Origin of the sequence: Acidiluteibacter ferrifornacis (assembly GCF_009909615.1) — a bacterium.
Taxonomy (GTDB): Bacteria; Bacteroidota; Bacteroidia; order Flavobacteriales_E; family Vicingaceae; genus Acidiluteibacter; species Acidiluteibacter ferrifornacis.
In genome coordinates, this window is sequence record NZ_WWNE01000003.1 from 397824 (window position 1) to 411360 (window position 13537).

Here is a 13537-nt window from a genome sequence, read left to right on the forward strand (position 1 = left end):
CAATATTAGGATCTCTTTAACATTTTTGTTGAAGCAATAAAGTATCTTTGAAATACCTACTAAACGATTTTTTGATTCTGTATGCTAAAAAACAATAATAGTTCCAACCAGATTTGCTTACTAATTACTGACGACGATTTAGATGATCAGTTGCTAATGCGTAATGCTATTGAAGAAAATAGTTGGTGTGGAGATCACCAGTTTTTTAATGATGGAGAAGAGCTATTGACATTCTTAAAAGCGAAGCAACCCACTCAACCTACCTTAATACTTCTTGACTTAAATATGCCTAGAAAGAATGGTTGGGAAACATTGAGTGAAATCCAGAAAGATGAAACATTAAAACACATACCAGTTTTAATATTCACAACCTCTAATATTCAATCTGACATCGCAAGAGCTTATAAAATAGGAAGTAACACTTATTTTACAAAGCCAGACCTTTATAGCGATTTGGTTGAAACCATTAAATGCATTAAAGAATACTGGAACATGAAGGCAAGTCTAGTGGTATAACACCACATTTCCTTATTCAATTTTAGGTAGGCCAATTTTATATTTAACAGAGATTAGCCTAATGGTAATAATTATCATAATTGTAGTTACCACATTTACCTCAAAAGATACATTAAATCTTTCAAGCAATAAAAAAACAGAGGCACCAATAATACATGCGGTCGCATAAATCTCATTTCTAAAAATAAGAGGAATATCATTCACCAAAATATCACGTATAACTCCTCCCAACACAGCAGAAAAAGTGCCCATTATTACGGCCACAATTGGACTAACATCAAGAATTAAAGCTTTTTGCAATCCCAAAATTGTAAACACCCCAATTCCCACAGTATCAAAAAAGAAAAGCGTCTTCCGTAATTTCAATACGTGCCTTTTGAATAAATAGGTGACCGCTACTGCCAGAATAATAATGAACAAATAATAGGTGTCTCTAACCCAACTTACTGGAGCTACTCCCAATAATAGATCACGAACTGTTCCTCCACCTACTGCAGTAATAAAACCCAAAAAAAGAGCTCCAAAAAGGTCTAATTTATTTTTCGAAGCAGAAATTACTCCACTTATGGCGAACACGAATGTACCAATTAGATCTAAAGAGAATAAAATTTGATTCATAGAGATGAGTGTATTCAAACTAAAAGTGGTTGATGAAATTACTAAATAAAAAAGCTCCTTGCCTGAAAGACAAGGAGCTTTTCTTCGTACCCGGAGCCGGAGTCGAACCGGCACGCCCGAAGGCACAGGTGTTTGAGACCAGCGCGTCTACCAATTCCGCCATCCGGGCAAGATGTGTTTAGACTCAAACAGAGTGCGAAATTATTCAATACTTTTGACTCTATAAAACATTTTCAAAAAAAAGTTTATAAACAATCGTGTATTTTTTGTGATGCTTTAATTAATTTGATAAATTTGCACCCCTTTAATAAGCTCACAAAAGAAGGAAAATAAAGATGTCGTCAAAAGTTAAAATTTTTTCAGGTGCTGCTACAAAAGACTTGGCCTTAAAAATTGCTCAGAATTATGGAGTTGATTTAGGGAAAGCATCTATTAGCACATTTAGTGACGGAGAGTTTCAACCTTCATTAGAAGAATCTGTTCGTGGAGCTGACGTATTTATTGTACAGAGTACTGTTCCTCCTACCGATAACTTATTTGAATTATTGTTAATGGTGGATGCTGCAAAGCGTGCATCAGCAAGAAGAATTGTAGCTGTTATTCCTTATTTTGGTTTTGCTCGTCAAGACAGAAAGGATTCTCCACGTGTACCAATAGGATCTAAATTGGTTGCCAATATGCTTACTGCAGCAGGTGTAACTAGGGTAATGACAATGGATTTACACGCAGATCAAATTCAAGGCTTCTTTGAAGTTCCTGTAGATCACTTATTTGCCTCTGCAATCTCCATCCCATTTATAAAGAGCTTAAACCTTCCTAACTTGATTATGGCCTCTCCAGATATGGGTGGTTCCAAAAGAGCTTATGCTTATGCTAAACATTTACAGACTGAGGTAGTCGTTTGTTATAAGCAACGAAAAGAGGCCAATAAGATTGAGCAAATGTTTTTGATAGGGGATGTAGAAGGAAAAGATGTGTTGTTAGTTGATGATATGATTGACACTGCGGGAACATTGACCAAAGCAGCCGATATTATGATAGAAAAAGGTGCAAATAGCGTAAGAGCATTTTGTACTCATGCTATTTTATCAGGTGAAGCATATAATAGAATAGAAAATTCAAAGCTTACGGAATTAATAGTTACTGATACTATTCCGCTAAAGCAAGAAAGCAAAAAGATAAAAGTATTATCCGTTTCTGATTTATTCGCGAAAGTGATCTATAAGGTTCACAATTATGAATCCATCAGTGGATACTTTATTTTTTAAAAAGTAGTATAAACGTTTTTGTAAATAAGTAGTAAAATGAAATCTGTAGCGTTAGAAGCTTCTGTAAGAGATAGCATAAGAAATAAAAGCGCCTTGAATCAATTGAGAAAAGAAGGAAATATTCCTGCTGTTCTCTATGGTGGTGAAAACAACACCCACCTAACGGTTGAGGAAATTGCTTTTGGTAAATTAATCAATACTCCTGAAGTTCACCTTGTTGAATTGAACTTTGATGGTAAGAAAGTGAAAGCGGTAATTAGAGATGTTCAGTTCCACCCGGTAACTGATAAGCCTATCCACATTGACTTCTACGAAGTATTTGAAGATAAGCCAATGACTATGGGTATTCCTGTAAGAGTAGTTGGTAACTCTATCGGTATTAAAAATGGTGGTAAGAGAAGTGACAAATTAAGAAAATTAGTTTCTAAGGCACTTCCTTCAGACATGCCTGATGTAATTGAAGTAGATATCACTAAATTAAGAATTGGACAATCTATTAAGGTACAAGATATCAAAATGGATGGAGTTGAATTCCTTGATACACCAAACGCAGTAGTTGTAGCTGTTAAAACTTCTAGAGTTGCAGTTAATACTGATGATGAAGAAGAGGAAGAAGAAGGTGCTGAAGCTACTGCAGAGGCTACTGAAGCTGCCGCTGAATAATTTTAAAATTTCTTACAATGAAATACCTCATTGTAGGTCTTGGAAATATTGGGGCTGAGTATGAAAATACTCGTCACAACATTGGATTCAAAGCATTGGATGCACTTGCAAGTGCGTTCAATGCTTCTTTTGTTACTAACCGTTTAGGTGACGTAGCTGAAGTTAAACACAAAGGCCGAACCCTTATTCTATTGAAGCCATCTACTTTTATGAACTTGAGTGGAAAGGCTGTGAATTATTGGATGCAACAAGAAAAAATACCTTTAGATAAAGTCCTTATTATTACTGATGACATTGCATTGGATTTTGGTGTTCTTCGATTGAAACCTAAAGGTAGTGATGGTGGTCATAATGGGTTGAAGAGTATTTTTCAAACCCTGGGAACTCAAGATTATTGTAGAATTAGATTTGGTGTTGGCAGTGACTTTGGACGCGGACAACAAGTACAATATGTATTGGGCGAATGGACAAAAGAGCAGCAATTGGACTTACCAGAACGGTTGGAGCAAACTGTAAAAATGATATTGGCTTTCACTACCACTGCGGTTCAAAGGGTAATGTCAGATTTTAATGGGAAGTGATAACCTGAAAGGAGTCCGCATCCATACCTACCGGAAATTTCATTCTAAAGTCTTCTAGTGCATCTTTTCTCAGAATCACAGATTCTATAACCACCTCACTCGATGGGGCCTTTAAATAATCTCCTTTAGGATCAATTGCAGTGGAACGACCATTATACTCGATTCCTTTTCCGTCAATCCCAGTTCGATTTACACCAATTACATAAACTTGATTTTCAATTGCTCGAGCCAACAATAATTTATCCCAAGCAGTAACCCTAGCTGCAGGCCAATTTGCCACATAAATCAATAAATCATATTCCGAATTAACTCTATTTCCTATTACTTTAAACTGATTTCTACTCCAGACAGGAAAGCGCAAATCATAACAAACTAATGGCAAAATTTTCCATCCTTTATAGTTCACGATTAATCGTTTGTTGCCAGGAGAAAAATAATCTGTTTCGTTTGCCATTCTAAACAAATGTCGTTTATCGTATTTCTCAATTTGGCCATCGGGAAAAACAAATAATAGTCGATTGAAGAAGTTCCCACCTTCTTGACATATAAAGCTACCTGTGATTGCAAAATCAAATTCTTTTGCAAAATTGGTCATTGTCTTAACCAACTCACCATCCATCGATTGAGCCAGTTGGGAAGAATTCATTGAAAATCCTGAATTGAACATTTCAGGTAAAACAACCAAATCAACTGATCGGTCTAATAGTGACAACTGCTTCTCTATCTGCATTAAATTGGCTCGGGAGTTTTCCCAAACTAAATTTAATTGCAAATAAGAGACCGTCAAACTGTTCATTAAATACGATTTAAAATTTCGGCTGCTCGAGCCAGTGTATCTTTGGATTTGGCAAAGCAGAATCGAAGCATTTTTTCATCATGGTTAATGTTGTAAAAAACACTAATAGGAATAGAAGCAACGCCAAAATCATTGGTTAATCGAATAGCAAAATCAGTATCTTTTTCATCGCTTATATCTGCGAAAGATAAAGATTGAAAATATGTTCCAGCAGCAGGATGAAACTTAAAACGACTTCCTTTAATGGCCTCTAGAAAAAAATCTCTTTTCTCTTGATAAAACTGACCTAGCGTTAGGTATTGTTCTGCTTCATTCATAAAATCAGCCAACGCATATTGAAAAGGGGTATTCACAGAAAACACGGTATATTGATGCGCCTTTCTAAATTCTACCATCAATTCTTTTGGCGCCAAACAATAGCCAACTTTCCACCCAGTGGTATGATAAGTTTTGCCAAAGGACGAAACAATAAAGCTCCTGTCGGCCAACTTCGGAAATCGAGCAACGCTCTGATGTTCATAACCATCGAACAAAATATGTTCATACACCTCGTCAGACAATACAATAATATCAGTTCCGCTCAGTAATTTCTCTAACTTCTGCATGTCTTGCATGCTAAATATTGTTCCTGTTGGATTATGTGGTGTATTAATAATCACCATTTTAGTCCGCTGATTAATCAACTTCTTAACATGATCCCAGTCTATCTTATACTCTGGACCGTTTAATTGAACAAAAACAGAACGCCCACCATTTAGCTCTACTGCAGGCTCATAACAATCATATGCAGGCGTAAATATGAGCACCTCGTCACCTTCATTAATCATAGCCGCTATAGCAGTATATATGGCTTGTGTTGCACCAGCTGTAATCGTGATTTCTGTTTCAGGATTGTATTTAGCAGTGTACAACATCTCTGTTTTCTCAGCTATTCTTTCCCGCAAACTCATTACTCCTGTCATTGGAGCATACTGATTACTGCCTTTCAGCATATATTGATGAACTAATTCAATCAACTTTGGATGGCAGCTGAAATCGGGGAATCCTTGCGATAAATTAATGGCATTGTGCTCATTAGCCAACTGTGACATCTTGCTAAAAATCGTCAAACCTACTTTTGGCAATTTAGAATGGACTGAATTTTTGTATTGCGGCATACTATTAATTATAGGTGACAAAATTATGAATAATCCACTCGAAATCTCTGCTCTCTGATGAGAATACTTTCCTTCTTTACACATTAATGGCCAGACCATTGGACAATAACTATTAGTTGTCTTGCCAAAAATTAGCTACTGCTTTAAAATTCAATTGATGAAATAAAGGAGATTGTACCACAACCGTAGTAATATTAAAGATTTTGGCGTTTACAAACTTAATTTCAGCATTTTAAGTAACCATTTAATCTAAGTAATCTTCTCACTTTTCAAAAAGATTTATGCCTTCTACTTCTAATGAGGAGATCCTGTAGTAAAAATAGCTAATAACTGAAAATAGAAAAGCCCCACTCCATAAATGGAATGAGGCTCTAAATATAATCGTTTGTAATCGCTTACTTCGAAGTCAATGAAGCAGACAAATACTCTCTGTTCATTCTTGCTATATTTTCTAAAGAAATTCCTTTAGGGCATTCAATTTCACAAGCACCAGTGTTTGAACAAGGACCAAACCCCTCTTCTTCAGCTTGTTTTACCATTGCCAATACTCTATTTTTAGCTTCCACTTGACCTTGAGGCAATAAAGCATACTGAGAGATTTTAGCGGACATAAACAAAGATGCAGAAGCATTTTTACATGCTGCTACACATGCACCACATCCGATACAAGTAGCAGCATCAAATGCTTTATCCGCCTTTTCCTTTTCAATTGGAATAGCATTAGCATCTTGAGTGTTTCCTGAGGTATTTACAGAAATATATCCTCCAGCGTGCTGAATTCTATCTAAAGCACTTCTATCAACTACTAAATCCTTAATAACTGGAAATGCCTTTGCTCTAAATGGTTCCACATAAATTGTTTCACCATCTTTAAATTCACGCATATGCAGTTGACAAGTAGTCACCAAACGTGCAGGCCCATGAGGCTGTCCATTGATGTACATAGAACAAGAACCACAAATCCCTTCTCTACAATCATGATCAAATACTACGGGACTACCGTCTTTCATAATGATTTGATCGTTCAAGGCATCCATCATTTCCAAGAAAGAGCTATCTGGAGAAACGTCATTAATCTGGTAAGTTTCTAATGCTCCTTTAGATTGACCGTTTTTCTGACGCCAAACTTTTAATGTTATATTCATTCCTTTTTCTGCAGCCATGATCGTATATTATTTATAAGAACGAGTTTTCAGTTCTACATTTTCAAATTTTAATTCTTCTTTGTGCAAGATCGCTTCTGATGGTTGTCCGGTATATTCCCAAGCAGCTACGTATGCAAAATTTTCGTCATCACGTTTCGCTTCACCATCTTCTGTTCTGTGTTCTTCACGGAAGTGACCACCACAAGATTCTTCTCTTTCCAGTGCATCTCTTGCAAACAATTCACCCAATTCTAAGAAGTCTGCAACTCGTGTCGCCTTCTCTAATTCTGGGTTCATTTCATCTGCAGTTCCAGGAACTTTTACTTCTTTCCAGAATTGCTCTCTCAATACTTTAATCTCTTCAATTGCCTCTTTTAATCCTGAAGCTGTTCTAGACATACCCACTTTGTTCCACATGATTAGTCCCAACTTCTTATGGAAATAATCTACCGAGTGCTTTCCTTTATTATTGATAAACGTATCAATCATACTCTTTACACTATCTTCCGCTTCTTTAAACTCTGGCAAGTCAGTCGAAATTTTTCCTGTTCTAATGTCATCAGCCAAATAATCACCTATGGTGTATGGCAAAACAAAATAACCATCGGCCAATCCTTGCATCAAAGCAGAAGCTCCTAATCTATTCGCACCGTGATCAGAAAAATTAGCTTCTCCTATAGCGTACAAACCTGGAACAGTGGTCATCAAGTTATAATCCACCCAAACACCACCCATGGTATAGTGAACCGCTGGATAAATTTTCATTGGAGTTTCATAAGGGTTCTCTGCAGTAATTTGTTTGTACATGTCAAACAAGTTACCATACTTTGACTCTACCACTTTTTTACCTAAAGATTCTACTTCCTCTTTCGATGGATTATGAATTCCTTTTAGAAGAGCTTCTTGTTTTCCATATCGTTGAATTGCCGAAGCAAAATCCAAGAAAACCCCTTCATTAGTATCGTTATTAACTACTCCATATCCTGCATCACACCTTTCTTTTGCAGCACGAGAGGCAACGTCTCTTGGAACTAAGTTACCAAAAGATGGATATCTTCTTTCTAAGTAATAATCTCTATCTTCTTCCTTAATATCTCTTGCTCTTAATTTCCCTTCTCGTATCGCCTTAGCATCTTCAATCTTTTTGGGCACCCATATCCGGCCGTCATTTCTTAAAGACTCTGACATTAGAGTCAATTTAGACTGCTGTGTACCATGCACAGGAACACATGTTGGATGAATTTGAGTGTAACAAGGGTTAGCAAACAATGCTCCTCTCTTATGAATCTTCCATGAAGCTGTTACGTTTGATCCCATTGCGTTGGTCGACAAGAAAAATACGTTTCCGTATCCTCCAGAGCCAATAACTACTGCATGAGCAGAATGTCTTTCAATTTCTCCTGTCACTAAGTTTCTTGCAATAATTCCTCTGGCTTTTCCATCAACAATTACAACATCTAACATCTCGTGACGATTAAACATCTCAATTTTACCTTTCGCAATTTGTCTGTTCATTGCTGAGTAAGCTCCTAACAATAACTGTTGACCAGTTTGTCCTTTAGCGTAGAATGTTCGTGATACCAATACACCCCCAAAAGAACGGTTGTCTAACAATCCACCATAATCACGAGCAAAAGGCACTCCTTGCGCCACACACTGATCAATAATGTTTGCAGAGACCTCGGCTAAACGATAAACGTTTGCTTCTCTTGATCTATAGTCACCACCTTTTATGGTATCATAAAACAATCGGTAGGTTGAGTCACCATCACCTTGATAATTCTTTGCGGCATTAATACCTCCCTGAGCAGCAATAGAGTGTGCCCTACGAGGAGAATCTTGATAGCAGAATGCTTTCACATTATACCCAAGCTCAGCCAATGTAGCTGCAGCAGAACCTCCTGCTAATCCAGTTCCCACAACGATAACATCAATATTTCTTTTATTAGCAGGATTGACTAATCGGATATTATTTTTATAATTGGTCCATTTATCTTTTAATGGACCTTCTGGTATTTTAGAATCTAATTTCATCTTCAAATCTTTTGTGTTGAATAATTTCTTGAATTACATGAAAAACATGTAAACAGGAATTAATGCAAATATTGCAGGAACTACGATAGCATAAGCATATCCTACTTTTCGTATAATTGGATTATATTTCGGATGATTTAATCCTAATGATTGGAATGCACTAGAAAAACCATGTACCAAGTGAAAGCCTAAAGCAATCATTGCTAAAACATAAAACCCAACTAGTATTGGATTGGTAAATCCATCAACTACAATTGTGTGCAAGTCTTTCATTGCAACTCCAACATTTTCTCCATTTAGAAAAACAGAACCGTTTTCAATTAATCCACCGGCAACAGCAGTACCATCTTGCAACAAAGGTGCGTTCCCTGCCTCGTTCATCATAAAGGGTGTAGAACCGAATTTATAAACGTACCAGAAATTCTGCATGTGAACCACAATATAAACCAAGATAATGGTTCCCAACACTCCCATATTTCTGGAAGACCAAATCGAATTTTTTTCTGGCCTGCTATAAGCATAACTAATAGGACGCGCTTTTTTGTTTGCTATACTTATCATCATCCCATCAATTGCGTGAAAAATGATACTCAAATAAGTAACATAAGATAATAACTTCACTGCTGGATTGGTGGTCATAAATACTGCATACTCGTTGAATTGCAACTGACCTGCATAACCAGACATAAATAGCTGTAGGTTTCCAGCTAAGTGACCCGTAAGGAAAAGTATTAAGAATAGACCAGTAAAAGCCATCCAATACTTCTTAACGATGTGCGATTTTAATAACCCTCGTGATTCGCTCATATAGAACTTTGTTTTGTGAATTAAATTTAATTTAAGAGAAGCAAAGGTAAATCCTTAACACCTTTTTACCAATATTCGTTTCGCTTAATATTTTATTTAGACAGATTCTTAATAGTGGATATAATAACACTTCTATGGCTTTTTGGTTCATCCTTGAATTTGAAATTAATCCACGGATAATTGGTGCAGCGTTTAGTGCTTTCCTATCTTTGTATGAACACGAAAAATTTTTGTTACATGAAATACTTACCAATCGACGCAAAGCTATTTGTAAAAAACAGAGCCAAATTTGTTAAAAGATTGAAAAAGAATGCAATTGCTGTATTGAATTCCAATGACATCATGCCAACCAATGCCGATGGCACTATGCCTTTTAGGCAAAACAATGACTTATTCTACCTTTCTGGAGTAGATCAGGAAGAGTCTATTTTAGTTTTGTATCCTGACTGCCCTAATCCTAAACATCGTGAGGTTTTATTCTTGAAAAAAACAAGTCCTGAAATAGCGATCTGGGAAGGTGAAAAATTATCAGCAGAGAAAGCATTTGAAACTTCTGGAATCGAAACAGTGTATTGGAAAGAAGACTTTGAAAAAGTATTCAAGACTATGATTTTTGAGGCCGATCATGTTTATCTATCAGACAACGAACACCTGAGAGCGAGCAATCCAGTTCAAACAAGGGACGACCGCTTCCGTGACTGGTGTCAGAAAGAGTATCCATTACACAATTATGAGCGAACCGCACCCATTCTGTCTTACCTGAGAAGCGTAAAAGAACCAGAAGAGATAGCAATGATGCAAACTGCTTGTAACATTACGGCTAAGTCTATCGATAGAGTTTTAAAATTCATCAAGCCAGGTGTTATGGAATATGAGATTCAAGCAGAATTAATGCATGAATTCTTAATCAACCGTTCAAGAGGTTTTGCATACGAGCCAATTATTGCGTCTGGTTTTAATGCTTGTGTATTGCATTACATAGAAAACAACCAAGAGTGTAAAGATGGAGAAGTTATTTTGATGGATATAGGTGCTGAATATGGCAACTACGCTTCTGACCTAACTAGAGCGATCCCAGTAAGTGGGAAATTTACAACTAGACAGAAAGAGGTTTATAATGCTGTTTTGGAAGTAATGAAAGGTTGTGAATCCATTTTAAAACCAGGAATCACTTTACCTGATTATCATGAACAAGTGGGTCACCTGATGGAAAAGCAATTGATTAAATTGGGCCTAATCACTCAAGAAGACATTGACAATCAAGATCCAAATTGGCCAGCTTACAAGAAGTATTTCATGCATGGAACGTCACACTACATTGGCTTAGATGTGCACGATGTAGGTAGTTGGACAGCTCCAATAGAAGCAGGAATGGTTTTTACAATTGAACCAGGAATTTATATCCGCGAAGAGAATTTAGGAATCCGGTTAGAGAACGATTATTTAGTGACAGAGAACGGGTTGAAAAACCTAATGGCACATATTCCAATTGAAGCAGATGATATTGAAGCAGCAATGAATTCTTAAAAAACATTGATTTATTAAGAAAGGGAGCATATTTTTATGCTCCCTATTTTTATGCAGAAAACCTTTACATATAAAAACGAAGAAATTAGCTACAGCTGTCAAGGCAAGGGAGCTTTGGTTATTTTGCTACACGGATTTTTAGAGAATAAATCCATCTGGAATAACACCATTTCTTTTCTAACCAATAGCTTCATGGTCGTTGCTATTGACCTGCCTGGACATGGGAGCTCTCCGTGTTTAGGATATGTTCATTCGATGGAATTGATGGCAGACGTAGTTAACGAATTACTAAAACACCTCAACAAAAGAAAATGCCATTTAGTTGGTCATTCTATGGGCGGATATGTTGCGCTAGCATTTGCCGAAAAATATGCAGATAAGATCTATTCGTTAAGTTTAATTTGCAGTAATGCACGAGCCGACAATAAACAAAAAAAAATAGATCGAACGAAAGCTATTCAATTGGTTAAAACTAAGAAAAACCTATTTGTTGAAGCTGCCATTCCACCTCTTTTCAATACGGAGCAAAAAAACCATATGAGAGCCATCAACAAAATTAAAAAGATGGCACATGATACGAGTATTCAAGGAACCATAGCTGCACTTAGTGGGATGCGCGACCGATATGAAAGAGAAATTGTTCTAAAATTCGCACCATACCCAGTTTTAATAATTGCAGGCGAAAAGGATGCTATCATTCCAGTACAATGGTTAAAAGAACAAAGCGAACTACCTGAAAATTGTGTCTTGGAAATTATGGAAGACATTGGTCATATGCCTTTTCTAGAAGATCGAATAATGTTTGAAACATTGTTAATGCGTTTTTTAAAAGGGGTTTAAATACTCATCTAGCAGTAAACCTTCATAGACTTTTCTAGAAAAGTACAATTCAATAAAGATCAATTCCAACATCAAGTACACTCCCTTCTCATATCCCACCGAGAAATTGTAACTTTGCCGCTCAAATACAATAAGGTATATGGTTACATCAATGACAGGCTATGGTAAAGCCACTAAAGATTTAGGGAGTACAAAAATAACGGTTCAAATTAAATCCTTGAATAGCAAAGGAATGGATTTGAATGTAAAACTACCATCTATATACCGTGAGAAGGAATTAGAGGTTCGTTCTATGTTGAGCAATCTGTTACAACGTGGGAAAGTGGATTTAATTTTAACTACAGAAAATCAAGATGACTCCAGTCGTTTAAGTATAAATACCAAACTGTTTAAGTCCCATTACCACACTCTAAAAAAACTGAAAACTGAATTGGGTGACACTGACCCTTCAGATTTAATTCGACTAGTTTGCGGTTTGCCTGAAGTTATGGTTACTGAGACCAAGGAATTAGACGAAAGCGAATGGAAAGAAGTAGTTAGTGTAATTAATGAAGCAGTGAAAGAATTAGAAGCCTTCCGTCAGCAAGAAGGAGATACTTTAAAAGAAGAATTTACACTTCGTGTTACCACTATTTCTCAATTGTTGGAAGATGTAAAACTTTATGAAGAGGATAGAATCAAGACTGTTCGTGAGCGAATCACCAAGCATTTGGATGAATTGATTAGTGCAGATAATTACGACAAAGATCGCTTGGAGCAAGAACTGGTGTTTTACATGGAAAAGTTCGACGTTACGGAAGAAAAAGTAAGGTTGAAAGGACATTGCGAATACTTCATTGAGACGATGAATGAAGAAGGTGCACAAGGGAAAAAATTAGGTTTCATTAGTCAAGAAATGGGTCGTGAAATCAACACTCTAGGTTCTAAAGCCAATGATTCTAATATTCAGAAATTAGTTGTAGCAATGAAAGACGAATTAGAAAAAATTAAAGAACAAGTATTAAACACCCTATAGCGAATGCAAGAAGGTAAATGCATCATATTTTCAGCACCATCAGGCGCAGGCAAAACCACCATTGTAAAGCGGTTATTAGAAGAAATAAAAGCTTTACGATTTTCTGTTTCAGCATGTACGCGTGAAAGGCGAGTGAATGAAACCGACGGAAAGGACTACTATTTCCTTTCCATAAACGACTTCAAAAATAAAATCAATCGAAATGAGTTTATTGAATGGGAAGAAGTATACACAGATCACTATTATGGTACATTGAAAAAAGAAATTGAGCGCATCTGGCAAGAGGGCCATCATGTCATTTTTGATGTAGATGTGGTAGGAGGATTAAACCTTAAAAAATACTTTGGAGACAAAGCATTGGCCATTTTTGTGATGCCTCCATCAATTCAGGAATTAGAAGCCCGATTGAGAGGACGAGCAACTGAAACTGAAGATCGTTTGGCCAAACGAATTGGAAAAGCAGAACAGGAATTAAAAACAGCGGACCAATTTGATGTAATTCTTGTAAACGAACATTTAGAAGAAGCTTGTGAAGAAGCTAAATCGTTGGTTCGTAATTTTATCGATTAA

At 36.5% G+C, this 13537-nt stretch carries 14 protein-coding genes and 1 tRNA gene; 8 read left to right on the plus strand and 7 right to left on the minus strand.

Going from position 1 to position 13537, the window contains the following annotated elements:
* The first annotated feature begins 81 nt into the window (after positions 1–81).
* Complete coding sequence (locus GQN54_RS01910; RefSeq protein ID WP_160631405.1) at positions 82–516, plus strand: response regulator; 435 nt, start codon at positions 82–84, stop codon at positions 514–516.
* A gap of 12 nt (positions 517–528) precedes the next feature.
* Here GQN54_RS01910 and GQN54_RS01915 read toward each other — a convergent pair whose 3' ends face one another.
* Together GQN54_RS01915 and GQN54_RS01920 are read right to left on the minus strand one after the other, a co-directional pair.
* On the minus strand, positions 529–1134 hold the full coding sequence (locus tag GQN54_RS01915; protein ID WP_160631406.1) for a trimeric intracellular cation channel family protein: 606 nt from the start codon (positions 1132–1134) through the stop codon (positions 529–531).
* Positions 1135–1221: 87 nt separating this feature from the next.
* Positions 1222–1303 (minus strand) — tRNA-Leu (locus tag GQN54_RS01920).
* Between the two features lie 166 nt (positions 1304–1469).
* Between GQN54_RS01920 and GQN54_RS01925 the strand changes: the two genes are divergently transcribed.
* The 3 genes from GQN54_RS01925 to pth are packed head-to-tail and all read left to right on the plus strand — an operon-like array spanning position 1470 to position 3646.
* Entirely contained in the window at positions 1470–2402 is a 933-nt protein-coding gene (locus tag GQN54_RS01925) for a ribose-phosphate pyrophosphokinase (protein WP_160631408.1), read from the plus strand.
* A gap of 36 nt (positions 2403–2438) precedes the next feature.
* A complete protein-coding gene (locus GQN54_RS01930) occupies positions 2439–3065 on the plus strand; it encodes a 50S ribosomal protein L25 (protein ID WP_160631410.1) in 627 nt (208 codons plus the stop codon).
* 17 nt (positions 3066–3082) lie between these two features.
* Positions 3083–3646, plus strand: coding sequence for an aminoacyl-tRNA hydrolase (pth, locus tag GQN54_RS01935; protein WP_160631412.1), 564 nt, complete (start codon positions 3083–3085; stop codon positions 3644–3646).
* On the opposite strand, the gene GQN54_RS01940 is transcribed toward pth, so the two are convergent.
* The 5 genes from GQN54_RS01940 to GQN54_RS01960 all read right to left on the minus strand — a co-directional run bounded on the left by GQN54_RS01940 (position 3633) and on the right by GQN54_RS01960 (position 9585).
* Positions 3633–4442: an amidohydrolase gene (locus GQN54_RS01940; protein WP_160631414.1), complete on the minus strand. Its 810-nt coding sequence runs from the start codon at positions 4440–4442 to the stop codon at positions 3633–3635. The genes pth and GQN54_RS01940 overlap by 14 nt on opposite strands.
* Complete coding sequence (locus tag GQN54_RS01945) at positions 4442–5698, minus strand: methionine aminotransferase (RefSeq protein ID WP_317163928.1); 1257 nt, start codon at positions 5696–5698, stop codon at positions 4442–4444. The genes GQN54_RS01940 and GQN54_RS01945 overlap by 1 nt, the downstream gene beginning before the upstream one ends.
* Positions 5699–5994: 296 nt before the next feature.
* Positions 5995–6762, minus strand: a complete 768-nt coding sequence (locus GQN54_RS01950; RefSeq protein WP_235932942.1) for a succinate dehydrogenase/fumarate reductase iron-sulfur subunit — start codon at positions 6760–6762, stop codon at positions 5995–5997.
* A 9-nt stretch (positions 6763–6771) separates the two neighbouring features.
* On the minus strand, positions 6772–8778 hold the full coding sequence (locus GQN54_RS01955) for a fumarate reductase/succinate dehydrogenase flavoprotein subunit (protein WP_160631416.1): 2007 nt from the start codon (positions 8776–8778) through the stop codon (positions 6772–6774).
* A 33-nt stretch (positions 8779–8811) separates the two neighbouring features.
* Positions 8812–9585, minus strand: a complete 774-nt coding sequence (locus GQN54_RS01960; RefSeq protein ID WP_160631418.1) for a succinate dehydrogenase cytochrome b subunit — start codon at positions 9583–9585, stop codon at positions 8812–8814.
* A 237-nt stretch (positions 9586–9822) separates the two neighbouring features.
* On the opposite strand from GQN54_RS01960, the gene GQN54_RS01965 reads away from it, so the two are divergent.
* The 4 genes from GQN54_RS01965 to gmk all read left to right on the plus strand — a co-directional run bounded on the left by GQN54_RS01965 (position 9823) and on the right by gmk (position 13537).
* The gene (locus GQN54_RS01965) at positions 9823–11112 is read left to right on the plus strand and encodes an aminopeptidase P family protein (RefSeq protein WP_160631420.1); all 1290 of its coding nucleotides are present in this window, start codon (positions 9823–9825) and stop codon (positions 11110–11112) included.
* A 51-nt stretch (positions 11113–11163) separates the two neighbouring features.
* The gene (locus GQN54_RS01970) at positions 11164–11952 is read left to right on the plus strand and encodes an alpha/beta fold hydrolase (RefSeq protein WP_160631421.1); all 789 of its coding nucleotides are present in this window, start codon (positions 11164–11166) and stop codon (positions 11950–11952) included.
* A 139-nt stretch (positions 11953–12091) separates the two neighbouring features.
* Complete coding sequence (locus GQN54_RS01975) at positions 12092–12967, plus strand: YicC/YloC family endoribonuclease (RefSeq protein WP_160631423.1); 876 nt, start codon at positions 12092–12094, stop codon at positions 12965–12967.
* Between the two features lie 3 nt (positions 12968–12970).
* Positions 12971–13537, plus strand: coding sequence for a guanylate kinase (gmk, locus tag GQN54_RS01980; RefSeq protein WP_160631425.1), 567 nt, complete (start codon positions 12971–12973; stop codon positions 13535–13537).

Coding starts and splice junctions, on each gene's coding strand:
- GQN54_RS01940 (WP_160631414.1), bottom strand. CDS start 4,442: ATGAACAGTTTGACGGTCTCTTATTTGCAATTAAATTTAGTTTGGGAA.
- GQN54_RS01970 (WP_160631421.1), top strand. CDS start 11,164: ATGCAGAAAACCTTTACATATAAAAACGAAGAAATTAGCTACAGCTGT.
- GQN54_RS01965 (WP_160631420.1), top strand. CDS start 9,823: ATGAAATACTTACCAATCGACGCAAAGCTATTTGTAAAAAACAGAGCC.
- GQN54_RS01925 (WP_160631408.1), top strand. CDS start 1,470: ATGTCGTCAAAAGTTAAAATTTTTTCAGGTGCTGCTACAAAAGACTTG.
- GQN54_RS01975 (WP_160631423.1), top strand. CDS start 12,092: ATGGTTACATCAATGACAGGCTATGGTAAAGCCACTAAAGATTTAGGG.
- GQN54_RS01910 (WP_160631405.1), top strand. CDS start 82: ATGCTAAAAAACAATAATAGTTCCAACCAGATTTGCTTACTAATTACT.
- gmk (WP_160631425.1), top strand. CDS start 12,971: ATGCAAGAAGGTAAATGCATCATATTTTCAGCACCATCAGGCGCAGGC.
- GQN54_RS01915 (WP_160631406.1), bottom strand. CDS start 1,134: ATGAATCAAATTTTATTCTCTTTAGATCTAATTGGTACATTCGTGTTC.
- GQN54_RS01945 (WP_317163928.1), bottom strand. CDS start 5,698: ATGGTCTGGCCATTAATGTGTAAAGAAGGAAAGTATTCTCATCAGAGA.
- GQN54_RS01960 (WP_160631418.1), bottom strand. CDS start 9,585: ATGAGCGAATCACGAGGGTTATTAAAATCGCACATCGTTAAGAAGTAT.
- pth (WP_160631412.1), top strand. CDS start 3,083: ATGAAATACCTCATTGTAGGTCTTGGAAATATTGGGGCTGAGTATGAA.
- GQN54_RS01950 (WP_235932942.1), bottom strand. CDS start 6,762: ATGGCTGCAGAAAAAGGAATGAATATAACATTAAAAGTTTGGCGTCAG.
- GQN54_RS01955 (WP_160631416.1), bottom strand. CDS start 8,778: ATGAAATTAGATTCTAAAATACCAGAAGGTCCATTAAAAGATAAATGG.
- GQN54_RS01930 (WP_160631410.1), top strand. CDS start 2,439: ATGAAATCTGTAGCGTTAGAAGCTTCTGTAAGAGATAGCATAAGAAAT.